Annotated in this window: 24 protein-coding genes; 8 read left to right on the forward strand and 16 right to left on the reverse strand. The window is 52.5% G+C overall.

The genetic code is table 11. The annotated features are described in order from the left end of the window. Window positions 1-48 precede the first annotated feature (48 nt). The 3 genes from AADEFJLK_RS26035 to AADEFJLK_RS03340 all read left to right on the forward strand — a co-directional run bounded on the left by AADEFJLK_RS26035 (window position 49) and on the right by AADEFJLK_RS03340 (window position 4,041). Window positions 49-1,395 carry a M10 family metallopeptidase C-terminal domain-containing protein gene (locus AADEFJLK_RS26035; RefSeq protein ID WP_170065023.1) on the forward strand — a complete coding sequence of 449 codons (1,347 nt, stop codon included), beginning with the start codon at window positions 49-51 and terminating at the stop codon, window positions 1,393-1,395. 352 nt (window positions 1,396-1,747) lie between these two features. After that, window positions 1,748-1,888 carry a hypothetical protein gene (locus tag AADEFJLK_RS24335; protein WP_157679196.1) on the forward strand — a complete coding sequence of 47 codons (141 nt, stop codon included), beginning with the start codon at window positions 1,748-1,750 and terminating at the stop codon, window positions 1,886-1,888. Then, complete coding sequence (locus AADEFJLK_RS03340; protein ID WP_103973289.1) at window positions 1,885-4,041, forward strand: calcium-binding protein; 2,157 nt, start codon at window positions 1,885-1,887, stop codon at window positions 4,039-4,041. The genes AADEFJLK_RS24335 and AADEFJLK_RS03340 overlap by 4 nt, the downstream gene beginning before the upstream one ends. Window positions 4,042-4,087: 46 nt before the next feature. On the opposite strand, the gene mobA is transcribed toward AADEFJLK_RS03340, so the two are convergent. Next, on the reverse strand, window positions 4,088-4,678 hold the full coding sequence (gene mobA, locus AADEFJLK_RS03345; protein WP_103973290.1) for a molybdenum cofactor guanylyltransferase MobA: 591 nt from the start codon (window positions 4,676-4,678) through the stop codon (window positions 4,088-4,090). A 303-nt stretch (window positions 4,679-4,981) separates the two neighbouring features. Here mobA and AADEFJLK_RS03350 point away from each other — a divergent pair, with 303 nt between their 5' ends. Both AADEFJLK_RS03350 and nhaD read left to right on the forward strand, forming a co-directional pair. Then, the gene (locus AADEFJLK_RS03350; protein ID WP_088619706.1) at window positions 4,982-5,377 is read left to right on the forward strand and encodes a hypothetical protein; all 396 of its coding nucleotides are present in this window, start codon (window positions 4,982-4,984) and stop codon (window positions 5,375-5,377) included. Window positions 5,378-5,562: 185 nt separating this feature from the next. Then, window positions 5,563-6,999 carry a sodium:proton antiporter NhaD gene (gene nhaD / locus AADEFJLK_RS03355; protein ID WP_088619707.1) on the forward strand — a complete coding sequence of 479 codons (1,437 nt, stop codon included), beginning with the start codon at window positions 5,563-5,565 and terminating at the stop codon, window positions 6,997-6,999. A gap of 45 nt (window positions 7,000-7,044) precedes the next feature. Here the strand turns inward: nhaD and AADEFJLK_RS03360 are convergent, their stop codons facing one another. Further along, window positions 7,045-7,497, reverse strand: coding sequence for an ATP-dependent zinc protease family protein (locus AADEFJLK_RS03360; RefSeq protein ID WP_088619708.1), 453 nt, complete (start codon window positions 7,495-7,497; stop codon window positions 7,045-7,047). Window positions 7,498-7,521: 24 nt separating this feature from the next. On the opposite strand from AADEFJLK_RS03360, the gene AADEFJLK_RS03365 reads away from it, so the two are divergent. Further along, window positions 7,522-7,827, forward strand: a complete 306-nt coding sequence (locus tag AADEFJLK_RS03365) for a GIY-YIG nuclease family protein (RefSeq protein ID WP_088619709.1) — start codon at window positions 7,522-7,524, stop codon at window positions 7,825-7,827. 204 nt (window positions 7,828-8,031) lie between these two features. Here AADEFJLK_RS03365 and ttcA read toward each other — a convergent pair whose 3' ends face one another. From ttcA to AADEFJLK_RS03390, 5 genes are all read right to left on the reverse strand, one after another. Then, window positions 8,032-8,895, reverse strand: a complete 864-nt coding sequence (gene ttcA / locus AADEFJLK_RS03370; RefSeq protein WP_088619710.1) for a tRNA 2-thiocytidine(32) synthetase TtcA — start codon at window positions 8,893-8,895, stop codon at window positions 8,032-8,034. A gap of 93 nt (window positions 8,896-8,988) precedes the next feature. Continuing rightward, a complete protein-coding gene (fabB, locus tag AADEFJLK_RS03375; protein ID WP_088619711.1) occupies window positions 8,989-10,209 on the reverse strand; it encodes a beta-ketoacyl-ACP synthase I in 1,221 nt (406 codons plus the stop codon). A gap of 11 nt (window positions 10,210-10,220) precedes the next feature. Next, window positions 10,221-10,736 carry a 3-hydroxyacyl-[acyl-carrier-protein] dehydratase FabA gene (gene fabA / locus AADEFJLK_RS03380; protein WP_088619712.1) on the reverse strand — a complete coding sequence of 172 codons (516 nt, stop codon included), beginning with the start codon at window positions 10,734-10,736 and terminating at the stop codon, window positions 10,221-10,223. An 87-nt stretch (window positions 10,737-10,823) separates the two neighbouring features. Next, entirely contained in the window at window positions 10,824-12,755 is a 1,932-nt protein-coding gene (locus AADEFJLK_RS03385; RefSeq protein ID WP_249027960.1) for a transglycosylase SLT domain-containing protein, read from the reverse strand. A gap of 109 nt (window positions 12,756-12,864) precedes the next feature. Continuing rightward, window positions 12,865-14,226, reverse strand: a complete 1,362-nt coding sequence (locus AADEFJLK_RS03390) for an adenosylmethionine--8-amino-7-oxononanoate transaminase (protein WP_103973291.1) — start codon at window positions 14,224-14,226, stop codon at window positions 12,865-12,867. A gap of 103 nt (window positions 14,227-14,329) precedes the next feature. Between AADEFJLK_RS03390 and AADEFJLK_RS24340 the strand changes: the two genes are divergently transcribed. Beyond that, window positions 14,330-14,497, forward strand: a complete 168-nt coding sequence (locus AADEFJLK_RS24340; RefSeq protein WP_170065024.1) for a hypothetical protein — start codon at window positions 14,330-14,332, stop codon at window positions 14,495-14,497. A gap of 39 nt (window positions 14,498-14,536) precedes the next feature. On the opposite strand, the gene AADEFJLK_RS03395 is transcribed toward AADEFJLK_RS24340, so the two are convergent. From AADEFJLK_RS03395 to AADEFJLK_RS03430, 9 genes are all read right to left on the reverse strand, one after another. After that, entirely contained in the window at window positions 14,537-15,742 is a 1,206-nt protein-coding gene (locus tag AADEFJLK_RS03395; protein ID WP_103973292.1) for an HlyD/EmrA/EmrK family protein, read from the reverse strand. 22 nt (window positions 15,743-15,764) lie between these two features. After that, on the reverse strand, window positions 15,765-17,204 hold the full coding sequence (locus AADEFJLK_RS03400) for an efflux transporter outer membrane subunit (RefSeq protein WP_103973293.1): 1,440 nt from the start codon (window positions 17,202-17,204) through the stop codon (window positions 15,765-15,767). A 2-nt stretch (window positions 17,205-17,206) separates the two neighbouring features. Further along, entirely contained in the window at window positions 17,207-18,862 is a 1,656-nt protein-coding gene (locus AADEFJLK_RS03405; protein WP_103973294.1) for a DHA2 family efflux MFS transporter permease subunit, read from the reverse strand. A gap of 191 nt (window positions 18,863-19,053) precedes the next feature. Then, the gene (locus tag AADEFJLK_RS03410; protein ID WP_103973295.1) at window positions 19,054-20,874 is read right to left on the reverse strand and encodes a sigma 54-interacting transcriptional regulator; all 1,821 of its coding nucleotides are present in this window, start codon (window positions 20,872-20,874) and stop codon (window positions 19,054-19,056) included. Further along, on the reverse strand, window positions 20,871-21,647 hold the full coding sequence (locus AADEFJLK_RS03415; protein WP_103973296.1) for a M90 family metallopeptidase: 777 nt from the start codon (window positions 21,645-21,647) through the stop codon (window positions 20,871-20,873). Before AADEFJLK_RS03415 ends, AADEFJLK_RS03410 begins: the two co-directional genes overlap by 4 nt. Then, complete coding sequence (locus AADEFJLK_RS24345) at window positions 21,634-21,780, reverse strand: hypothetical protein (protein WP_170065025.1); 147 nt, start codon at window positions 21,778-21,780, stop codon at window positions 21,634-21,636. The genes AADEFJLK_RS03415 and AADEFJLK_RS24345 overlap by 14 nt, the downstream gene beginning before the upstream one ends. A gap of 7 nt (window positions 21,781-21,787) precedes the next feature. Beyond that, complete coding sequence (locus AADEFJLK_RS03420; RefSeq protein ID WP_103973297.1) at window positions 21,788-22,600, reverse strand: SWIM zinc finger family protein; 813 nt, start codon at window positions 22,598-22,600, stop codon at window positions 21,788-21,790. 1 nt (window position 22,601) lies between these two features. Next, window positions 22,602-23,378, reverse strand: a complete 777-nt coding sequence (locus tag AADEFJLK_RS03425) for a DEAD/DEAH box helicase (RefSeq protein ID WP_249027961.1) — start codon at window positions 23,376-23,378, stop codon at window positions 22,602-22,604. After that, window positions 23,375-23,611 (reverse strand): hypothetical protein, encoded by a 237-nt coding sequence (locus AADEFJLK_RS03430; RefSeq protein ID WP_103973298.1) that lies wholly within the window; start codon window positions 23,609-23,611, stop codon window positions 23,375-23,377. Before AADEFJLK_RS03430 ends, AADEFJLK_RS03425 begins: the two co-directional genes overlap by 4 nt. A 34-nt stretch (window positions 23,612-23,645) precedes the next feature. Between AADEFJLK_RS03430 and AADEFJLK_RS03435 the strand changes: the two genes are divergently transcribed. Then, on the forward strand, window positions 23,646-25,307 hold the full coding sequence (locus tag AADEFJLK_RS03435) for a site-specific integrase (RefSeq protein ID WP_103973299.1): 1,662 nt from the start codon (window positions 23,646-23,648) through the stop codon (window positions 25,305-25,307). The last annotated feature ends 124 nt before the right edge of the window (window positions 25,308-25,431 follow it).

The following is a 25,431-nucleotide window of genomic DNA, read 5'->3' on the forward strand; positions in this document are numbered from 1 at the left end:
ACCGTCTCTTACCTTTACGCCGCCAGTGCCGTCACGGTCAGTTTGGCGGTGGCGGGCAGCCAAAACACCCTGGGGTCTGGCTCGGACACCCTTATCGGCATCGAAAACCTCGATGGCGGTAACTATAACGACACGCTGACGGGCAACGCGGGGGCTAATGCCTTGAGCGGTGGGCTCGGTGCGGACACTCTGGTGGGGGGCGACGGTTCTGACAGCTATACTGTCGATAACGCCGGGGATGTGGTTACAGAAACCAACGCCGCCAGCACAGGCGGCATTGACACCGTGTACAGTAGCCTTAACGCCTATACCCTAACCGCCAATGTGGAGAACGGTCAACTGCTGTCGTCGGGGGCGGCCAATATGACGGGCAATAGCCTTAATAACCTGCTTTATGCGGGTGCGGGCGACAATGTCCTTGACGGCGGCTTGGGCGTTGACACCGTCTCTTACCTTTACGCCGCCAGTGCCGTCACGGTCAGTTTGGCGGTGGCGGGCAGCCAAAACACCCTGGGTTCCGGCTCGGACACCCTCATCGGCATTGAGAAATTGAATGGCAGCAACTATAACGACACGCTGACGGGCAACGCGGGGGCTAATGACCTGAACGGGAGCGGCGGAGCAGACACTATGGCGGGTGGAAATGGCTCTGACTACTATTATGTTGATAATGCCAGTGATGTGGTCACGGAAACTAACGCCGCCAGCACGGGCGGCATCGACACGGTTTTCAGCTACCTTAACGCCTATACCCTAACCGCCAATGTGGAAAACGGTCGGACGCTGTCGGCGGGGGCGGCCAATATGACGGGCAATAGCCTTGATAACCTGCTCTATGCGGGCGCGGGCGACAATGTCCTTGACGGCGGCTTGGGCGTTGACACCGTCTCTTACCTTTACGCCGCCAGTGCCGTCACGGTCAGTTTGGCGGCGGCGGGCAGCCAAAACACCTTGGGTTCCGGCTCGGACACCCTCATCGGCATTGAGAACCTGACGGGCAGCAACTATAACGACACGCTGACGGGCGATGCGGGAGCCAATATATTGCTTGGGGGTTCGGGGTTTGATACCCTGACGGGCGGTGGCGGCAATAACATTTTTGACTTCAACGCCTTATCCGAGATGGGTACGCTTAGCGGCGCAACTGATGTCATCACCGACTTCGTGAGCGGCCAAGACAAAATCGACCTCTCCACCTTAGATGCCAATACCGCCACGGTCGCCAATAATGCTTTCTCCTCATTTATCGACAATACGGCCAGTTTCACAGCAGCCGGGCAGTTGATGTTTTTGGACGGTGTGTTATACGGCAACACCAATAATGACAGCTCGGCAGAATTCGCCATCCAATTGACAGGGGTAACCACACTGGCCATCAGTGACATCATATTGTAACGGCTTGCTGTAAAACGCTACCCAACCTAAAACCCGTAGCTTGACAAGGCATTCGCCCCGAAAGAGTCTTCTCTTTGTGGCGAATGCCCTCCATCTACCATGAAACCTATAGCTTAAAGTCCATTATCCACAATTTTTGGTTAACTTGGAGTTATCCGATACCCCGAAAAGTCTTTTACTACAGACTGCCGTACACCCTCACCTTCCGAAAGGGCCAACGCATTATGTTGACTAACGCACAGAATACCCCTGAAAAAAAGTGGATACTGGACAGACGATTTATAGTGCTTGTATGAGTCATGTATTCACGGGCAACGCGCTATACACGTTAAATCCTTATCAGGAGAGAATAATGGCTGTTACTACCCTCAATACCCCACAGCAGACTTATAGAGCTTGCCTTAATTCCGAATGTGTACAAATAACCCTATTTTTGGTGTGTATAACCGCACTGGCGATGGACAATAACCTAAACCAAGGAGAAGCCCTATGACCACTTATACCTTAACCACCAATACCGACAATTTTGTCGGCGGTCTTGGCAAGGACGCTTTTAAGGGGACTTATAATGACGGGGCAACCGGTACCTGGGGGCTGCTTGACACCCTTAACGGCGGTGCGGGTTTTGACACCTTAAGCATAAACCCCATTGGCACTGCCGCAATCACTCCTGATGACCGTTATTGGAGCCATGTCAGCCATATCGAAAAAGTGGTGATCAACACCACCGGCCCTGGGGCGCAAACCCTGACCACAGGGGCGTTTTTTGAAGCGGCCTTTGCGGGTGCAGGGGTTGTCTTAAAGACGACTTCGGGCGGGGGTGCAATTACGGTGGATATGAGTTCGTTTACTGGCACCACCACCCTAACCACCGTAACTACAGGTGGCGCACAAGCCCTCACTATGGGTACAGGACCTGCCACCGTGACGGCAAAATCCGGCGCGGGGGCATTGACCATCAACGGCGCAGGCCTGACCTCGGTACTGGCTATCACCACAGGGGCAGGTGCCCAAACCTTAGGGGATGGCAGTGGCGGCGGCGCACATCTGGTCACGGTGACGGCAACGTCTATTGGCGGCGCACAGACGATTACCAGTACCAGCACCCACGCAGTCACAGTGCAAGCACATTCGACAGCGGGTGTGCAGACCATTCTAACAGGTGCAGGGGCGGATATGATTAACGCGGCCACCACAGCCGCCATTAACACCATTGCTACGGGTGAAGGCGATGATACCGTCAATATCGCAGCGACGGCCACAGGTGGTTATAACATCAACGGCGGTCTAGGTAATGACATAATAAACGGCGGGGCCGGCAACGACTCAATTGCCGGCGGCGACGGCGACGATAAACTAGACGGCGGGGCGGGTAATGACACCCTGACAGGCGGCTTGGGCGATGATGTCCTAAACGGTGGAACGGGTGTTGACAGTATGACGGGAGGCAACGGCTCCGACCTCTACGTTGTCGACAATGCCAGTGATATTATCATCGAAAGCAACGCCGATGCCAGTATGGGTGGTATTGATCGGGTCTATAGCTACTTGGGGGCATACACGTTAGTGGCTAATCTGGAAAATGGTTTGATCATGTCCACAGATACGGCTAACCTGACGGGTAACAACCTCGATAACCTGCTGTATGCAGGGGCGGGTGATAATGTCCTGGATGGCCGTCAAGGTTCTGATACGGCCCTATACACTTATGCAGGCAGTGCCGTTACGGTCAACTTAGCGGTGACGGGTAGCCAAAACACCCTAGGCTCTGGCCTGGATACCCTTATCTCTATCGAGAACCTGTTGGGAAGCGACTATAACGACACGTTGACGGGTAATGCCGGAGGCAATATCCTCAATGGCGGGCTTGGTGCCGATACTCTGATAGGCGGCGACGGTAACGACCGCTACACGGCCGACAATAGCCGCGATGTCATCATTGAAACCAACGCTACCAAAGCAGGGGGCATCGATATTGTGTACAGCGATTTAAGTGCTTACACTTTGGGGACGAATATCGAAAATGGCCGGGTGAACGCCACGGATGCGGCTAACTTGACCGGCAACAGCCTGAATAATGTGCTATATGCGGGGGTGGGCGACAACGTCCTTAACGGTGGCCTAGGCATCGACACGGCTTCTTATCTTTACGCCAGCAGTGCCGTTACCGTTAGTTTAGCCGTAACCTCCACCCAAAATACCCTAGGTTCCGGTTCAGATACCTTAATCGGCATTGAACGCTTAACAGGCAGCGACTATAACGACACCCTGACAGGGAATGCCAAAGTTAATGTCTTGACGGGAGGAATGGGCGCAGACACCCTAACGGGTGGCGGCGGCAAAGACATTTTTGATTTTAACGCCTTATCCGACATGGGCGCACTTAGCGGCAATGCCGACATCATCACCGACTTCGTCCGCGGACAGGACAAAATTGACCTTTCCACGCTTGATGCCAATACCGCCACTACCGCCAACGACGGGTTTAGCGGATTTATAGACAACACCACCAGCTTTAGCGCGGCGGGACAATTGATGTTTTTAGACGGTGTGTTATACGGTAGCACCAATACTGACAGCTCGGCAGAATTTGCTATCCAATTGACCGGCATAACGGCGTTAGATAATAGCGATATCCGTTTATAATGGGCTGATTGCCGGACAGAACCAACCTGTCCGGCATGAAACCCTATCACCTAACCCGCTCCAACCCCTCCAACTCCGCCATAGTATTCACATTGCTGAACAGCTCTGGCTGAGCGCCAAAATCCACTGTCACCGTGGCGTATTGCGCCAACCAAGTCTCCACTTTCCGTTGCCCGCTGGCCAAATACGCTTGCAAATCCGTTTTTAATGCGGTATTAACCGCCAAAAACACCGGATGCCAACGCCCCCCTTCAACCGCCACCGCCACATCGGCATTTTGCGCACGGCGGCAATCCACCAGCCTTTGCAAGTGTCCGGCCTGCATCAACGGCGCGTCGCAAGGCATAACCAACAGCGTATCCGCCTGGCTGTGCAGCATCGCCGTCAGGATACCTGCTAAAGGGCCATCAAAACTGTCGGTCTGATCGCTGATGACAGGCCAGCCAAATTGCTGATAGGCTTCAATATTACGGTTAGCATTAATCAGCAATTCCGTCACCACCGGACGCATAGCGGTAATCGCATAACTGACTAAAGGTTGCCCCTGAAAAAGGATCAAGCCCTTATCCTGATGCCCCATACGCCTAGCCAAGCCACCTGCCAGAATCACACCGGTTATCGCGTCTTTATTTTTCATAAAAATCGGTTATATCCTCATAAAGCCTTATTAATAATAACGTCGCCGCACTTTGTACCGTTAACGTTGCCTGCCAAGTATAGGCTTATTGCCATCTCACCTGAGAATCCTGAACGGATTTCAGTTAAAATGCCCCTATAGCCTAAAGGGGCTTAATCCTTAGGCAGGGGCATAAAATAATTCGGCATTGACCAGTCTGGCCTTCCGGTCTTTAAGAAACCTGAACAGTCTTCCGTTTATTTTATCTCCAGCCCTTACTTTACCGCCCCGTGTAGGGGCCTTTTATTCTGTCAGGCATTATCCATGAAAGCATCACCCCTATCGTTTATTGTCACCCTCGCCTTGATCGCCGTAACCTCGGCTTGCTCGACGACACCTGAACCAGCCCCCGCCGCCGCTACGGAGACGGTTCGCATTAACGACTTCCCTACCCGTGACCGTGTCGAGTATGTCCTCAACTGTGTCGCCCAACATGGCGGCTTAAGCTACATCAACCAGTACGCCTGTGGCTGCAAAATCGACAAAATTGCCGAAAAACTCAGTTTCAGCGATTATGAATCGGCAAAGACCTTTAGCTATCTGAAAGGCACACCCGGCGAAAGCGGCGGGGTATTCCGTGATCCTAAACAATCTAAAGACTTACGCGCCCAACTGAAAGAAGCCGAAGCATTAGCGGAAAAAAGCTGTTTTGTGAAATAACGCCGCTTTGTCCGTCCATCAGGTAGGGAGAAACAACACTCCCTACCCTTTAAACCCCACCTTGCCCAGACGGCCAAACTTTTGCAAAATGCCTTGCAGAAGTTGATTTCCCTGCATTTTTGCTAGCAGTACCCCGCTTATTGCAGTAAAGTGTGCCTCATTCATTAGCTTATTTTTAAACTTGTATGGTCAGACGTTTTCTCCAAATCCTGTTATCTTGCCTCGTCATCGTCGGCTACCCGGCTTTTGCCTTAGCCGATGAAGCGGGCAGTGCGGCCTTAACGCCGCTCAACCTTACCGGACACTGGGTCGGTTATCTTGCTATTGCCATTTTTGCTTTCGCCTATGTGCTGGCAATGCTCGAAGAAGTCACGGAACTGCGCAAATCCAAACCGATGGTACTCGCCGCCAGCTTAATTTGGGCGTTTATTTCCGTCATTTACGTCGCCGACGGGATGAGCGCGTTATCTGGACAGGCTTTCCGTACCGCCCTAGAAGGCTTTGCCGAACTGTTTTTGTTCATCATGGTGTCTATGGCCTATCTTAATGCCATGGAAGACCGGGGCATTTTTGAAAACCTACGGATCTGGCTGTTAAGCAAAAGCTTTAGCTATCGGCAACTGTTCTGGATCACCGGCTGGATGTCGTTCTTTTTATCCTCGGTATGCAACAACCTGACCACAGCACTGTTGATGGGCGCGGTTGTCTTGGCAATGGGCAAAAGCAATAAACGCTTTGTCAGCATCGCCTGTGTCAATATCGTCGTCGCCACCAATGCGGGCGGCTCGTTTAGTCCTTTTGGCGACATTACCACGCTGTTGGTCTGGCAAAAAGGGGTCGTACCGTTCGGCAGCTTCTATTCATTATTAGTGCCTGCTATGGTGAATTTTGCCTTACCAGCGGCGTTGATGCACTTTTGGGTCCCCAAAGAACAACCCGCCGCCGCCATTGAAGAACCACAAATGAAGCGCGGCGGCATTACTATGATCGTGCTGTTTTTACTGACCATCATCACAGCGGTGTGCTTTGAAAACTTCCTGCATCTGCCGCCGGCAGCGGGCATGTTAATGGGCTTGACTTACCTGAAATTTTTCAGCTACTACCTGCAAAAAACCCCGGGGCAAACGGCATTGCTCAATGCCGATGACATCGACATGCCGCCCGATTTAATTAAAAAGCAAGATTTTGATGTCTTTGAAAAAGTCGCCCACTTAGAATGGGATACCCTGTTGTTTTTCTATGGCGTAATGATGAGCGTCGCCGGTTTAAGCTTTATCGGCTATCTGGGCTTCGCGTCAAACTTTTTATACGACCAAATCGACCCGACCGTCGCCAATATCCTGGTCGGCATTTTCTCGGCGTTTATTGATAACGGCACAATTATGTATGCCGTACTGACCATGCACCCCGACATTTCCCAAGGTCAATGGTTGTTAGTGACCTTAACCGCCGGGGTTGGCGGCAGTTTGCTGGCGATTGGTTCGGCGGCGGGCGTAGGGTTGATGGGACAAGCCAAAGGCCTGTATACCTTTAGCAGCCATTTAAAATGGATGCCGGTGATTTTAGTCGGCTATTTTGGCAGTATCGGCATACATTTCTTGCTTAACCAGCGCTTCTTTTAAGGATTTAAAGCGGTGGGCTATGGCGGCATACCCACCGCCATTAGCCTATTCCGAGCGGGGCTTGCCTTGCAAATAAGACGCGCCAGGGGCGACTTGAAAGTGCGCGGCCATTGCCGTGCGGCCTATGAGCATCCGAAACAGCATACTGTCACGGTTGGTCAAGGTCATTTCAGCCGTGATGACTGACGTGCCTATAATCAACTGCGTGTCGATCACATAACGGCGCTGCTTATGGCCACCCGAATCCGATACCATCCGCCTGTCCTTAACCGGTGCGTGGCATTCTATGGCAAGCTCGGTATTTTTTTGGCGCGGATGAATGGCAAACATCACCCACGGTGCCCCATCCTTAAGATACGGTTCAATGGTAAACGCATGTAAAGCCGACGACCTGGCCCCCGTATCAATTTTGGCTTTAATCTGCATAATGTTCAGCTCAGGCAAAGCCACCCATTCCCGCCAGCCTAGCATAGGCTTATCTGTTATTATTTCCGACATGATTTCCCCCACCTATCCATAGCTATGAATTGGTCTGTTTATATTATTTTATGTAGTGATGATTCGCTTTATACAGGCATTACAACCGATGTACCCAGACGCTTTACGCAACACGCCAACCGGCAAGGTGCGAAATATTTTCGGGGACGGCATCCCAAGCAACTGCTGTATGTTGAACATAACCATAACCGCAGTTCCGCCAGCCGCCGCGAAAGCATGATTAAGAAATTATCTCGAATGGAAAAGTGGCAATTGATTCAGTCCGGGGCAACACAGCCCGCCTCAGACAGTGAAAAATTACCACAAGATGGCGAAAAAAACGACTTTTAAATAGTAGGGAGGTAAAATATGTGCGAGAAAATGCAATCTTTTGATAATCCAGCCAAGCCTCTTCAAAGGGGCTTGGCTGGGGATACTGAGGAAGAGCGGCGATAACCGCTTAAATACAAGCCTGAGGACGGGGTTTAGAAAAGTCGACTACAACGGCTACGTCATTCTGAGCCTGTTTGCAGATCTCATGCCCGCACCCTAAACCTATTGCGCCAATACGCCCAAGCCACTATCCAACTCGTCCATAGCTTCTTCCGACACGGCTTCACGCCCTAACTTCAAGTCCATAAAATTAAATAGCCTAGGATCGGCCAATTGTGAGGGGGCGACGTTTTGCAAGCTGGTGAAGATGGTCTCCAAGCGTCCGGGAAACTGCTTGTCCCAGCCTTTTAGCATCACCTTCATGGCTTTGCGCTGCAAGTTCTCTTGCGAGCCGCACAAGTTACAAGGAATAATCGGATACTTCCTAAACGCGCTATAGCGTTCAATATCCTTTTCACGGCAATACGCCAAGGGCCTGATAACAATATTTTTCTTATCGTCGCTCAACAACTTAGGCGGCATGGCCTTAAGTTTGCCGCCATAGAAAATATTCAGGAAAAAAGTCTCCAAAATATCGTCACGATGATGGCCTAAGGCAATTTTTGTCACCCCGTTCGCTTCGGCATAACCGTATAACGTACCGCGCCGCAAACGCGAACATAAGCCGCAAGTGGTCTGGCCTTCGGGGATGACGCGCTTAACGACGCTATAAGTGTCTTTCTCAATGATATGGTAAGGCACACCCAGTGCTTGCAGATACTCAGGCAGAACATGCTCAGGAAATCCCGGCTGTTTTTGGTCGAGGTTAACGGCAATCACTTCAAAGTCAACCGGGGCGGTTTTCTGCAAATTAAGCAGAATGTCCAACAAGGTATAAGAATCTTTACCGCCGGACAGGCACACCATGACCTTATCACCGTTTTCGATCATCTTATAGTCGGCAATGGCATCGCCGACATAATGCCGCAAACGTTTCTGTAATTTATTAAACTGGGTTCTGGATTTTTGCGAAAAGTCGTCTGACATGGTCAGAAAATAAAAGTTAGGGGGATAAACTGCGAAAGGGGTTCTTGGCGGCTACCCGGCTAGGCGGTAACGCCTAGCCGGGTAGCATCTAGGCTAGCCGTTAAAACGTTCAAAAATCAGCGTGGCGTTAGTGCCACCAAAACCGAAACTATTGGACATAATGGTATTTAGGGTCACATTATCCTGACGCTCAAGCACAATAGGGATGCCCTCAGCCGCCGGATCCAACTGACTGATATTGGCGGACGCGCTCAGGAAATTCTCCTGCATCATCAGCAACGAGTAAATCGCCTCGTTGACACCCGCCGCACCTAAGGCATGGCCCGTCAAGGATTTGGTGGAACTGACCCAAGGCATGTCTGCACCGTCGAACACAGTGCGTAACGCACCCAGTTCTTTGGTATCACCTACGGGCGTACTGGTGCCATGCGCATTGATATAGTCAATCTTATTATGTACGGTCGCCATCGCTTGCTGCATACAGCGCACCGCCCCTTCACCCGAAGGCTGTACCATGTCGTAACCGTCGGAGGTCGCGCCATAGCCCGTCAATTCGGCATAGATTTTCGCACCCCGTGCCTTGGCATGCTCCAACTCTTCAAGCACCAATACGCCGCCACCGCCGGAAATGACAAAGCCGTCACGGGTCTGGTCGTAAGGTCTGGAGGCCGTGGTCGGCGTGTCGTTATATTTGCCGGACATCGCGCCCATTGCATCAAACAACACCGACATCGTCCAATGCACTTCTTCACCGCCGCCCGCAAACACCACATCTTGCTTGCCCATTTGGATAAGCTCCATGGCATGGCCGATACAATGCGCACTGGTCGCACACGCGGAGGTGATAGAGTAATTAACCCCTTTAATTTTATAAGGCGTTGCCAAACACGCGGTGTTGGTGCTAGACATGGCTCTAGGCACCATATAAGGCCCGACTTTTTTCACGCCTTTGCTGCGCAGAATATCGGCGGCCTCAACCAGATTAGAGGTGGACGGACCACCGGAACCCATCACCAAACCCGTCCGGTAGTTGGACACTTCCGTTTCTTCCAAACCGGAATCGGCAATGGCTTGCTGCATGGCGATATAGTTAAACGCCGCACCGTCACCCATAAAACGCTTAATTTTACGGTCGATAAACGCATCTAAATCAATGTTAATCGCCCCATGAATTTGGCTTCTGAAGCCCAATTCCTTATAAACGTCCGCAAATACGATTCCAGAACGGCCTTCCCGCAGGGAACCGATAACCTCAGTTGGGGTGTTGCCGATACTGGAAACAATTCCCAAACCAGTTACCACGACTCTTCTCATTGTTATAGCCTCTAGAAATCTTCTGTAGATGTAAACAAGCCGACCCGTAAATCGGTCGCCTCATAAATTTTCTTGCCGTCAACTTCCATGGTCGCATCGGCGATGCCCATCACTAACTTGCGCATAATAAGACGTTTTAAACTGACCCGATAAGTCACTTTTTTCGCCGTCGGCAACACTTGCCCGGTAAACTTCACCTCACCGACCCCCAGTGCCCGACCTTTGCCGGGACCGCCCATCCAGCACAAATAAAAACCCACCAACTGCCACATGGCATCCAAGCCCAAACAGCCCGGCATAACCGGGTCGCCTTGAAAATGGCAGGCAAAAAACCATAAATCAGGGGTTATATCCAATTCCGCGATCATCTCGCCCTTGCCATATAAGCCGCCTTCATCGGTGATCAACGTAATCCGATCCATCATCAGCATATTAGGTAGAGGTAATTGCGCGTTTTTGGGGCCATATAATTCCCCCCGTCCCGACATCAACAATTCTTCGCGCGTAAAACTATGCTGTTTCCCCATTTTTATACCTTATGCCTCTAATGATGATTATTCTTATTATGGAACCGTATATTATCTAACATAGCTCAAGAAAAATCAGCTCAAATTTTAATTGCCAGACAGTTCCGCCAACATATTTTGCAATTTCAGACCATTAGTCTGCAAACGGTACTGATAAATAATCGCGTAAGACAACACCGATGTCACATATTTGCGGGTTTCTTTATACGGGATGGTCTCAACCCACATATCGGCAGACATCTGCCGATTCGGCAACCATTTCGCCACCCGTCCGGGGCCTGCATTATAAGCCGCCGTCGCCAAAGCAAAATGGCCGTTAAAACGCCGTAACAGTTCGGCATAATAATAACTGCCATAACGGATATTCACCTCAGGCTTAAACAACTGCGCCTCACCCTGCCATGTTTCACCCAGCTTAGCCGCCATCTCCGCGCCAGTATCGGGCATCATCTGCATCAGGCCTTTCGCACCGACCGGCGATAGGGCTTGGCTGTCGAGCATACTTTCTTGGCGCATCAGCGCGAACACCACCGCCGGATCCAAGCCCCGCTGCTGGGCATTAGCCCGCACTTCCGGCACATACAGCAAGGGGAAGCGCAAGGCCAAATCGTCCCAATAATCGGCCTTGACCAAGGTCATAATGGCAATTTGCCGCCATTGCCATTGCTCCGCCTGTTTAGCGGCAATCCTAAGCCGCTCTTGATCCAGACCCTCGGCCGCAAACCGCCATTGCCGCTGCGCCTCTGCCTCGCGCCGCATCGTCCGCCATTCTTGTACGGCCTTAAATTCCGGCTGCGCCAATAAACTGGCAAATTGCCCTTCGGCGACCACAACGGGACTATCCCCCATAGTATAGCCGTTACCCAGAATATCTGTGGCTAAAAATCCATAAAAATTGCGTTGCGCCGATAATTTTAAGTAAACCGCTTGCGCTTCCTGCCCTTGCCCGGTCGCCGCCAACATCCGCGCCCGCCAATATTGCCAAGCGGGTTCCTGCAACACTGCCCAAGGCAACGCCGCCAGCGCATCACGGACATGCTGCCAATCCTGCTCCCACAACGCCGCCCTAATCCTGGCTTCGCGGATTTTTTCATCGGGTTGGCGGATTTGTTGCAAACGGCGGTAAGCGCGGCTATCCCTATGCAGATACAAAACCATCGCCAACTTGCTTTCAACCTTATCCAGCACTTCCTTATCCACCATCAGATATTGCTTGCGCCCATCCCAAAGCACGATAGCCGCGTCAATATCCACCGCCGCCAATTTAGCGACCCCTTCGGCAAAAATGCGGCTAGTTAAGGCATCGTTACTGACCCATAAGCCGCTATCCTTCACCATATACGGCTTTTTATACACTTGCAACCACAGTTCGGCGGTTTTTTGCTCAGACTTATCCAGCAAGCGCCGCAAATATTCGACCAGCAAAGCGTTGCCCTGATTCACCGCTAACTCAAAACGTTGCCATACTAAGGCTTGGGTAAAGTCCGGCGATTGCATGAACACTGCGAACAAAGGGTCACAGGCTGACGGCTGGCTAGTGCCGCTTAACCATAAACGCTTTGCTTCAAGCAAAGCCTTATCTTTATTGCCCGTCTCATGCACCGCCCAATAATACAGACATTCCCGTGCGGTATTGCCCGTGTCCTGATAGAATTCGGCAAACTCCTGCCACCGCTCATGCTTGGCCAGATAATCCAGCCATTTGCCGCGCAATAACGGCGCGTAACGGGTCTTATCATACTGCTGCAAAAATTCCGTGACCTTATCGGTTTTTTGCAAATGCTTTTTTAACCATTCATATTGTAAATGCGGATACAACGGATAATCGGCAAGACTGTCACTCAAAGCCGAAAACGCCGCATCATCGCCTTGCTCAAGAAACTTTTCCGCGCGTAAGAACACCGTGCGTTGCTCTTCCATAGCAGGTTGGGGCCGCCAGTTTAGCCAAACAAACAGCGCAATGGCTGCGGCTATGGCTAGGGTACCTGCCGCAGCCTTATAGAAATAGTTAACAGCCATGTTGCTCCCAACCCGCTTATCCGTACCCACAAGGGGACCCACTCAAAATATCGGTATTTTGGCAGGAAAACCGTAATGGTGCATTAGAAAATGCGTATAACCGCGTGGGCTAGCCCTTAATGGCATAAGCTATTCCCTGCCAAGCCACCTCCGCGAGCAATTCCAGTTCGGCGGCGGTAATGACATAAGGCGGCATAAAATAAATGACATTCCCCAAAGGCCGCAACAACACCCCCTTCGTTAACGCATACTGATACACCCTAAGCCCGCGCCGCTCCTGCCACGGAAATGGCTCACGGGTGACTTTGTTTTTAACCAACTCTATCGCCACAATCATACCCGTCTGGCGCACTTCGGCAACCTGCGGATGATCATTAAAACGCGCTGTCACCCTAGCCAAATCGGCAATCCGTTGCCGATTTTGGCCGATAACATCCTGTTGCCGGAAAATCTCCAGCGTCGCCAACGCCGCCCGACACGCCAAAGCATTGCCCGTGTAACTGTGCGAATGTAAAAACGCCATCAACTTACTGTAATCGGCATAAAACGCCTGATAGACCTTATCGGTGGTCAATACCGCCGACAACGGCAAATACCCCCCCGTCAGACCTTTAGACAAACACAAAAAATCCGGGCTAATATCCGCTTGCTCACACGCAAATAACGTCCCCGTCCGCCCAAAGCCCACGGCAATTTCATCGGCGATCAAATGCACCCCATAGCGGTCGCACGCCGCCCGCAACAAACTTAAATACACCGGATCATACATGCGCATACCACCCGCGCACTGCACCAAAGGCTCGACAATCACCGCACAGACATTGTCCGCATGTTGCTGTAACGTCACCTCCAACAAGGCAAAACGGCGGCTAGAGTAATCCGCCCACGACTCGCCCGCCTCGCGGAAATAACAATCCGGCCCCGGCACGGTGATGACTTCCATCAACAGCGGCGCGTAAGTCTCCTTATACAGCGCGACATTGCCCACCGCCAACGCACCCAAGGTCTCGCCGTGATAACTGTTCTCCAGGGTAATGAACTTAGTCTTCTGGGTTTGCCCGCTGTTGCGCCAATAATGGAAGCTCATCTTTAACGCCACCTCCACCGCCGCCGAACCGTTATCGGCAAAAAAACACCGTTCCAAACCCGCCGGAGTCACCGCCACCAACTGCTCGGCCAGATGAATGCCCGTCTCATGGGTAAAACCCGCGAAAATCACATGCTCTAAGGTATCCAACTGATCTTTTAAAGCCGCATTAATGGCCGGATTGGCATGACCGAACAAATTCACCCACCACGAACTGATCGCGTCCAGATAACGCTTACCGTCAAAATCCTCCAACCACACCCCCTGCCCCGACTTGATCGGAATCATCGGCAGATTCTCATGGTCTTTCATTTGCGTACACGGATGCCACAACACCGCAAGGTCACGTTGGGCTAGGGTTTGGTTATTTGGGGTTGGGTTCATAAGCTCAGTAAGTAGCAGGCTAACGCCATCGCAGATTAGTTTATTGTCGTTCTTGCTATGTTATGATGAAAGCCATTCTTGTCAACAGCCAAAATCCTAGCGCATGATCCGCCAACTGCATATCAACAATTACAAATCCCTATTTGACCTGACTTTAGAGGTCGGGCGGTTTAACGTTCTGATTGGCGAAAACCGTCACTCATTGACCGACAGACAGGCCAACCTGACATATTGGGTTAGGCGCGAGGTTAAAGCCCTCGGCAAAGACTAAAGGCCTTTGTACTCCACTTAACAAAACCACAAATACCCCCTAGCCCTCCAACTTCCTCACCTGCCGATTTTCCCCAATAATCTTCTTCACCAAAGCCTCCGCCCCCTGCAACTGATGGTCATAAACCTCAGTCTTATAAGCGGCGGGCAAACCCGTCAAAGGCTGCGGGATAGGCTTACCAGGCTGGCGGGTATCAATACGCACGGTCGCCGACAAACCTGGGCGCAACGGGTGGGTTTGCAACTCTTCGGCCTGTAAACTTATACGCACCGGCACCCGCTCAACAATATGGATATAGTTGCCCGTGGCATTATCCGGCGGCAACAGCCCAAACACGCTGCCCGTACCCGCCTCCAAACCCAGCACCTCACCGTGATACACCACCTCAGAACCGTATAAATCAACGCTAATCTGCACAGGTTGGCCGGGCTGGACATGAGCTAGCTCATTTTCGAGAAAATTAGCCTCTACCCATAAATAATCCAACGGCACAATCGCCAATAACGGCGTATCAGGGCGCACTTGCTCACCCGGCTGGATACTGCGCTTAGCGACAAAACCCGACAAGGGCGCGACAATCTCTTGCCGGACATTATCCAAATACGCTTGTTTGAGTTCGGCAATCGCCTGCAAAACTGTCGGATTATCGGCGACCGTCGTGTTCTGCACCAAAGCCTTCGCACCCGCCAATTCAGCCGCAATTTGCCGAACATCCGCTTCTTGCTCGCGGATCAGGAACTCGCTGTCCTCAAGCTGTTGCGCCGAAACCGCACCATCGTGGGCGACGCTACGGTAACGCGCCAGATCATGCCGGCTACGCCCCAGTACCGCCTCTTTGCCCGCCAGTTTTTGCCGGAACATCTCGGCATGGTTGAACAAGGTTTCAATCTGGCGCACCCTGTCCGCCAAATTCGCTTCGGCCCGCTCCAAGGCAACTTGGGTTTGCAAGCCGTCAAGACGCACCAGCACATCGCCTTGGCGGACATACTGGGTGTTATCGGTACGCACATCAACTACTGTACCGCTGGTTTGCGCCTTGAGCGGCACAATGTTGCCAGCAATATACGCATCGTTAGTCTCAACACCAGCACTGCCGACCTGCCGCGCATACAGCCCGTAGCCCAAGCCGACCAACAACCCGACTAGTGTGACTAACCACAGCCGCCAGCGGCGATGCTGTTGGCGTTGCGGGACACTAAAGTGGCGCTGAGGTTTGGGGGCTTGTTTATCATCTAAATCCGTCATGGTCGTTTACTCCTACCTGACATTAAGGGGTGGGCATTTGATAGCCGCCGCCCAGGGCTTCTATCAATCCGACTGCCGCCAGCAAATGGGCGGCGCGGCGTTCGCTACTGAGCAACCGTTGCTGGAGCAATGCCGATTCAGCGACAAGCACGCCATCACGGGGGCTAAGTCCCGCCTGATAACGTTGGTCGGCCAATTGTGCTGCCTGCTTTGCCGCCTCTAAGGCGCGTGCTTGGGAAGCGTCGTGGGCGACGGTTTGCCGCCATTCGGACACGCTATCGGCGACTTGCTGCACCGCCGCCAACAGCGTGCCGTTGTAGGTTTCGGCGGCAATATCGTAAGCGGCCTGCTGGTTTTTTAACGCCGCCGCCAAGCGTCCGCCTTCAAAAATCGGCAGGCTCAAGGTCGGCCCTACGCCATAGGCTACACTGGCACCATTGGATAAAAACAAATCTTTCAGGTTAAGGCTACGCAAACCGGCAAAACCGACTAAATTAATGTCAGGGTAGAAACGGGTCTGCGCCACTTTAATCAGCTTAGCCGCCGCCTGCACTTGCCAAAGGGCCGCCGCCACATCCGGGCGATGCACCAACAACCCCAACGCCACCGCATCGGGCGGCGGCAGTGTGCCCGCTATCGCGCCGATTTCCGGGTGGATGCCCTCCCCCCAATCCGGGCCTTGTCCGGCCAGCCCCGCAAGCCGATGACGCAGTATGTGGGCTTGGTTGCGGATACTGGCCTCCTGTTGCCGCGCCGCCTCCACTTGCTGCCCACTGGCATATACGGGATCTTGGCTAGTCAGCCCACGTTGCCAACGCACTTGCGCCAATTGCTGTTGCCCTTCGGCTTGCCCGGTCAGCTCATGGTACAAATCAAGGTCTTCTTGTGCCGCGCACAACCGGATATAAGTGCGGGTGATGGCCGTGCTTAACAGCAGACGCGCCATGGCCAGTTCCGCCGCCTGAGCGTGTTCTTTACCTAACATGGCTTCCAACGTGGCCTTATCCTTACCCCATAAATCAATGTGGTAACGGAATACAATAGGGTCGATGTAGGCACCAGTAAAAACTTTGCCACCATTCGGGCCGTAAAAATCCGTACCTGAAAACTGCCGTTGATGCAGATCAACGTTAGCATTAACGCTAGGCAGTAACTCTGCTGCCTGAGAATCACTCAGGGCTTCGGCCTGAGCGACACGGGCGGTCGCCGCGTGCAGGCTGGGATTATGTTGTAAAGCCTCGGTGAGCAAACGGTTTAGCTCGGCATTGTGTAACACCAGCCACCATTGCGCCTTAGGCCATGCCCGAACAATTTGCTCGGCTTGGGCATCACCACCTAAACTAGAGCTGACGCTGGGCATAGCCAGCAACTTAGCGCGACTAGTTGCTTTGGGCAATAATGCGCACGCTGTCAATAACGGCACACTGACCAACAAAAGCAACAGGTTCTTCAACACCTTCATGGCTAGGGTTCCTCCATCAAATCTTCTAACTCGGTCTGGCGCTGGTCTTCCTTACGGCTCAGCTGCGGTTTCGGTTGCACCGGAACGGCCAACCAAACCAACCCCGCCAAGCCCAAAAACAGCCACGCCGATAACCTAAACGTATCATCCAAACCCAGCACTGCCGCATGTTGCCCGGCCAATGCCACCAATTTAGCGGTAGCTATCTGACCATGCAGGCCGGCTTGGTCTAAACGCGCCAGAAGCGCCATTGACCCGCTATCGTGCAAGGAAAGGCTGTCAATTAAACGGCTTTGATGAAAGGCACTCCGTCGCTCCCAAAACACACCAAACAGCGGCGATGCCGCACTGCCGCCCAGTACGCGTAACATGCCACCCAACTCTACGGCTTGAGTCTGGCGTTGCGGCGGCAGATCCGATAAAAACACAGCCGTCAACGGCACAAACAACCCGCCTAAGCAAAAACCTTCCAGGATTTGCGACCACAAGGGCTGGCTAAAAAAACCGCCACGGCCAAAAAAATCGTAGCGGCTTGTCCACCAGCAATACCCGGCAAAAGCCAGCATATTGATACACGCCAACAGCCGGGCATCGAAACGGTGGACGATACGGTGCATGATGCTCGCCATCGGCTTTGCTAAAAACACCAACGGCAACAATACGCTGCCCGCCAAAAAAGAGGTATACCCGGCAATCACTTGCAAACGCACCAGCAATACCGACAACAGGCCGTACATCACCATAAAGCCGATGCTCAGCATCAGGCTCCCGATGACGAAGTTGCGGCTGGCTAACAGGCGCAAGTCCAGCAACGGCACAGGTTCTGCCAATTCCCAAACCACAAAATAAGCCAGCATCAGCAATCCCACCAATAATATCCCGATCAGGCGTGGCGAATTAAACCAATCCGCATCCTGGCCTTGGTTTAGCACGGTCTGCAAACACAGTAATGCGGCGGCCAATAACAGCAAACCCACACCATCAAACGGCAGCTTGCGTAACGGTACCTGGCGGTCAGACAGCAATGCCCACGCCAGTGCCGCCGCCAATAACGGCAGTGGGATATTCAAATAAAACAACCATCGCCAGCCCAAATGGTCGGCGATCCAACCGCCAGCGGCGGGGCCTAAGGTAAACGGGCTAAGCGCGGCAATACTCCAAAGCGACACCGCAAAGGCTTTGGCGGATTCAGGATATTCGCGCATCAACAGGGTTTGCGATAAAGGAATGGTCAAGCCACCAAAAAAACCCTGCAACGCCCTGCCCTCCAAAAACCAAAACACATCCCCGGTGACGGCGCACAGCAACGAAGCCAAGACCATGCCGACCATGGCCAAAATATATAACCTGACTTCGCCGACCGTCGCCGCCAGCCAAGAACTGACCGGCAAGGCCAGAGCTAAGCTAACGAAATAATAAGTTTGCATCCAGCTTGCGTGGCTAGGGCTGACCCCCAAATCTCCTGTAGCATGGAGGCTGACGGAGGCAAACGCGCCCGTATTGAACAGCACGAGAATATTGCCTAGCAACAGGCCAAGGTTAAGAAAGAAAAACGACACCCCAATCAATGGGCTTTTACCTGCTTGAGCCGTGTTAAGGCTATCGTGGGTTAAGGTCGCCCAAGCGGCACGAGCGGTTTTATCAGTGTTTTGGGTCATGACTTAGGCATCTTTTTAAGCGAAGTTACCTAGTCAAATGCAAAGCCTATGCCGACACACAAAAATACAAATAAAATCAATATAATCAAATGACTATAAAAATAAATTTAAGAAGGAAAGAGAAGGGATATATTGAAAAATACTAAATATCGTAAAATAACGAAATATCGTGATTTCACTAATGACTTAATTTAACCGTGGCTCTTCACAATACCGAGCTTTTGCATCCGTGAGCGCAAGGTATTCGGATTCATCGCCAAGATTGCCGCCGCGCCTTTGCTGCCCGAAATCACCCAATCCGTTGCCGCCAAAGTACGCAGAATATGTTCGCGTTCGACCGCTTCCAAGGTGCGTAATGGCTGGACTAGGGCACTTGCGTGGACGCGCGGCGATACCAACGGAGCTATCTCCAGCCACGGCCCCGACGACAAGATGACCGCCCGCTCGATAACATTCTGTAATTCGCGGACATTGCCGGGCCACTGATACTGGCGTAACTGCTCCAAACCCGCTGGGTCAATGTCGGTCAATGGCTTAGCGAATTTCTTAGCGTATTTGCCCAAAAAGAAACGCGCCAATAGCGGAATATCCACCAGCCGCTGCCGTAAGGGCGGTACGTCGATAGGGAAGACATTCAGGCGATAGTACAAGTCGGCGCGAAACCGCCCCGCCGCCACCTCCTCGGCCAGATTGCGGTGGGTGGCGGCTATCACGCGCACATCCACTTTTAGCGTTTCACTGCCGCCCACCCGCTCAAACTCCTGCTCCTGCAACACACGCAACAATTTTGCCTGCGCCGACAAAGACAACTCCCCCAGCTCATCAAGAAATAAACTGCCCTTGTCAGCCAGCTCGAAACGGCCTTTACGCTGTTGGATAGCCCCGGTAAACGCGCCTTTCTCATGGCCAAACAACTCGCTTTCAAGCAAGTCGGCAGGCAAAGCCGCGCAATTGACCTTAACTAAAATCGCTGCGCTACGGTCGCTGGACTCATGCACAGCGCGGGCCAACAATTCTTTGCCTGTCCCCGTTTCACCCAACAACAGCACAGGGGTATCGGTACGCGCCACCCTGCGCACCTGCGCCATGACCGCCCGCATTTCTTTAGAACCACTGACAAAATCGCCCGGATTATGGTCATCGTTAATGACCTCCTGAAGATAACCTTTTTCCTCCTGCAAACGCTGCAACTTTTCCTCCGCTAAATAACGGTCGTTCACATCCCGCAAAATGATCGTACAAAGTTTTTGCCCGCCCGCTTCCAATGGCGAAAATGTCGCCTCAATCGGAAACTCCTCACCATCCGCACGACGGGCACTAAGGCCTTCGGGAACCCAAGCCTGGTTTTTTGCGGCGGTGCTATCAAAAGCAATAAATTGTTTGAACAAGGGATAACAAGCAGGGGCGACAAAGCGTTCAATCGGCTGGCCGATAGCAAAATCGGCGGCACAGCGGAAGATTCTGGCCGCCGCCGCATTAAACAAAGTGATCGTCTGCTGCGGGCCGATAGTGACAATCGCATCCATAGCCGAACCGAGGATAGTAGAAATCCGTTGTTCGCTTTCGCTCAAAGACTGCATCATCAGCCGCTGTTCGGTACGGTCGCGCTGGGTTTCCACCACCGCCACCACCTCGCCTTGCGCGTTGCGGATCGCCCCTGCGTCAATCACCAGATACAGTCGCCGCCCATCCGGCATCAGACACCAATTTTCGGTGTGGCAAATATCCGTGCCAGCACTAAAAGCACTGGCTTGCTCATACAAGTCGCTGATGTTGCCCAAGGTGCTGTCCAACAGCAAATCCGCCAGACACGGTCGGGGTTCCGTGTAAAAACCGCGCCAATGTTGCTTGGTGCCGACCATGGTTTCCGCTTTCAGCTCGGTCAACTGCTCGCAGGCTTTATTCCAAATCATGACCTGATGCTGAGCATCCAATACGAAGGTAGATACTGGGGTATGCTGCAATAAATGCTCGGCGAAGCGGTTGTCGGCTAATAAGGGAGTCTGGATCATGCTGCACTGAGCCTCAAAAACGGGTCTTGGCGATAATACAAACACAGTTGCCGATAAACGCCGTGAAAATGCCCATGCAAAATGTCCGGGGCGCAAAAGAAATACTCGCTAAACACCGCGAAAAACTCGGCGGGGCTGGTCGCCGCGTAAGGGTTCACGCAGGTCGGATGGTGATGGTTTAACCGTCGGTTCAATTCCTCATAAGCGGCACTGAGCGTCGTTGACCATTCGGGGATGGGCATAGTGACATGCAGCGGCGGCATACCATTAGCGGTACCGTTCAGCATATCCAGCTTATGGGCAATTTCGTGGATAATCACATTATGCCCCGGTAAGCCCTGGACACTATCGCGCTCAACCTCATCCCACGCGACAATCACCGGCCCACGGCCCCACGATTCGCCGCTTAATACCCGCTCTTCATGATGGACTACCCCCGCCGCATCAGTTTCATCCCGGCTCACCCGAAATACGCTCGGATAAACGACAATATCCGTCCATTCGGCAAATAGGCTGATACCTAAATGCAGGATCGGCAGACACGCCGTAGCAGCCACTAACACCCGCATCTCTTCGGTGAGCAGTAAGCCTTGGACACCAAAGATGCGTTTACCGTGCAGCAACAAGGTGCTAAGCTCACGCAGATGGGCTTTTTCAACCGCCGTCAGCCCGACCAACAACACCAGTTTGCTGGTAACAGCCTCCCATATCTCATGCTTAATGGCATAGCGGTGCAGCACATAACGGATGTAAGCGCGTTTAAAAAATCGCATTGCTAAAATCCTGTTGGCTTTCTGATAAGAAAGCGGGCTTAAAATAACGTAGACCCTTTCCCTTCCATTCAGGCAGATTGACGGTAATGGCGGGCAAGATGCCCGCACTCCACGATAAGGGCGATACAGTCATAGCCGCTTCAAAATGTTTTAATGTTTTTACGCATCCTAAAATAAAAATCCTCCATAACCTCAACAAAGGAGCTTTGTTTTTGCCAAAAGCCAGGGAAATCACCGCCTTTCTTAACCAGCATGGCAGGAATAATCGCTACATGGCTGGCTTCTACGCTTTTAGGTAAAGGCTGTTGGCCTTGCCAGAAACCTGTTAGGCTGATTGCTTCAGGCAAGTTGATAGGGATAGGGCGGGTGTAAAAGCTGTCCACTGGCGGCAATTCAACCGCCCCGCCCGTTTTGGCCTCGCTCAGCACCTTGCCCAAGGGCGAATCGGCTAAAGCCTGCGCCAACTGCTCTGGGGTCAAGCCGCGCATGGCAAATAACAAAAATGGGTCTTGGTCGAACTGCGCCGCCAAACGGTAACAAACCCCAGCAATGTGTTTACACGGTACGGCATAATCAGGGCAATTGCAGGAAACCTTAAAATCTTGATAACTGTTCGGCAGCAAATGCACACCCACATCGGCAAAGACACTTTCTATGTTTTCAGCGATAAAATCCGCCCGGCGCGTCAGACGTTGGATAACCGCCTGCCATTGCGCCGCCGTCAAATGCGTCATTTCGACATGGACGTTATAAGTCGGTTCCTTGTAAACGCCAAAATACGGGTTAATGTTGCCGCGCAGCTTGGCATCCACCCCACCCTGCTGTAGTAACCAGTGTTTAATGCAGTTATCGGTCGAGTAAGAGCGCCCGCGCTGCAAGCGTCCGCTATCGGTAAAATCTTCCAGGGCCGCCATAAAACGTTGCCCCCACCAAGTTTTTGCCAGCCTGCTCATATTAGCCTTCCATAATTGTTTGTTTATTCAGAGCAATCAGTTCCTTAAACGCCTGATTGTCGAGCTTTGTCAACCAGCTTTCATCATTACCGACAATACTCTCGGCCATTTTTTGCTTATCGCTGATCATTTGGTCAATACGTTCCTCCAATATCCCCAAGGTAACAAACTTATGTACGAAGACATTCTTTTGCTGGCCGATACGGAAAGCCCGGTCGGTGGCTTGGTTTTCCACCGCCGGATTCCACCAGCGGTCAAAATGAAAGACATGGTTGGCTTGCGTTAAAGTGATACCGACCCCGCCCGCTTTCAGCGACAGGATAAACACCGCCGGGCCGTTGTCGGGATTTTGGAAATCGGCAACCATCTGCTCACGCTTGCTACGCTGGGTACCGCCATGCAGATAATAGGTCTTATAGTGCTTTTCACGGCTCAAATAACGGTTTAACTGCCCGCCTATTTCGGTGAACTGGGTAAATACCAGCACACTGTCGCCCTCCGCCATCGCCTCTTCGAGCATTTCGCCGATACGCTCCAGCTTATGCGAACGCTCCGGCGTAAACGCACTGCCGTCCTGCAAAAACTGCATGGGGTGGTTGCAGATTTGTTTCAGCTTCAACAAGGTCGATAACATCAATCCTTGGCGTTGGATGCCTTCGGCCTCGTCCAATTGCTTGACCACATCCTTAACGACCGCCTCATACAAAGAAGCCTGCTCCTTGCTTTGGACAAAGTCTTGAGTGTCTTTAGGTAGCCACATACCATGTATTATGTTCATACCAGACACCATTTGTTGCCGTTACTGCCAGTAAAAACGGCGTTTTTGGCTGGGTAATTGTTCATTTTAGGAACCGAATGCGCATGAGTCTCTAATGTTCTTCTGTCATCTTCATTATCGCCCATAATAAACAGCGACTGTTTGTTATAGGGATGACTTTTTAAAGTGTCGCGCCAGTTTCTCATTATCTCCCAAGCCTGCTGTAACTGGACATCCCCAGAGATAAACCACATAATCTTAACATGCCCTATCCCCTATTCTACCGTTATGACCCAAGCCTTATTAAACCTAGACGAATTGGCCTTGCTACGCGGCTGGCTACACGGCTTGCCGATGGAAGCTTTAGCAGATTTTTGCGGCGGCGACTCCCCCGCCCCCATCATAGAAGAATGCCGCACCCGACTCATCCTAAAAGCCCGCCGCCTCCAGATGGCTTGGGGAACTGGCTGGTTGGAACGCGGGCTGCCCGCAGAGCCGCTAGCGCTGGCCTTAAGGCGGATAGATGTAGTGCAGGCAGCAGAGGACATCGTACCGGACACCGCCCAGCCCTTGGCCTACTGGTTGCGCGATAGCTGGTTGGACAAACTCGCCCCGCTCAACCTCGTGACCGTCGCCGATTGGCAACAAGCCTATCAAGCAGCGGTCGGCAAAACCTGGTGGGATGACATCGCAGGCCTAGGCTCAGTTACCGCCAAAGCCATAGAGACGGAACTGGCGGGGCATTTCCTAGGGCTATTGGTAAAAACCAAACCACCCGTGGCGGTGATTGCCTACCAAACCGCCATTGTGCCTTTGGCGCACTTTCTCGTCCCTGGAGCCATGGACGGCAGCGCAGGCAATAACCGTTCGCCCCACAGCCCGTTCATCCCCGCCAGCGACGATTACCAAGCCCTACAATGCTGGCTGGCACGGCTGGCACCGGACAGCCACACCCACCGCAGCTATCGGCGCGAGGCCGAACGCTTACTGTTATGGACGGTACTGGTCAAACACAAAGCTTTATCGTCACTAGACATGGTCGATATGGGCGACTACCGCTTATTCTTAGCCGACCCGCAACCTGCCCACTTGTGGGTCGGCGCACCGCAAAAAAAAGGCCACGGGGCTTGGAAGCCTTTCACCGGCCCGCTATCGTTGCGCAGCCGCCGCCTGAGCGAAACTATCCTCAATAGCCTGTTCACCTTTTTAGTCAACCAACATTATTTACTGCATAACCCTTTGCAGGCCTTACCGAAACTGAAAAACCCCAACAGCAACCGTCCCCTCGACATCCACCGCTCGTTTACTGAAGAACAATGGCAGTTGCTGAGCGGCTTCCTTGACCGCAGCCAAGCCCTTAGTGACGGTACGGAACAATTGAAATGGCTGCGTACCCGCCTGCTGGTGCAATTGGCCTACACGACCGGACTGCGCCTACATGAATTGGCCAACGTCACCCTCGGTGATATTGAAATCCGCCAACGCCAAGGTCAGACCCAATACTGGCTTACCGTACTGGGTAAAGGCCAAAAACTGCGCGAAGTCCCGCTACCCTTATCATTATATAGCTTAATGCTCGACACTTATCGGCAACTCACCGGCACCCCCTTAGGCCGCGCAGCCCCAGACAGCCCACTCATCCCACCCTTACGCGGCCCAGACAGTAACTGCCTGACCCCGTTGGCAATCCATAAAATTGTCAAAGAAGCCTTTACCTTAGCCGCCGACCATCTGGCGGCAGCACACCCCGAAACGGCGGAAAAACTGCGCCAAGCCAGCACCCACTGGCTACGGCACACGCACGGTTCCCTCGCCGTCGACAGGAACATCCCGCTGACCATGATCCGCGATAATTTAGGCCACAGCAACATCGCCACTACTTCCTACTATGTCCATGCCGACGACGATGCCCGGCACGGCGCTTTTGCCGAAGGCTTCGGGGCAGATTAGTGCTTTTACCCGCCCAGTTAAAGCTTAATAAACCCCGTCCATATTGAAAGCCGTAGTTTCAATGGACAGTCCAGGATTAACCTGCAACGCCCTTAAGTTAAACTACAGATTTCAAAATGGACAG

Source organism: Methylovulum psychrotolerans, assembly GCF_002923755.1.
Taxonomy (GTDB): domain Bacteria; phylum Pseudomonadota; class Gammaproteobacteria; order Methylococcales; family Methylomonadaceae; genus Methylovulum; species Methylovulum psychrotolerans.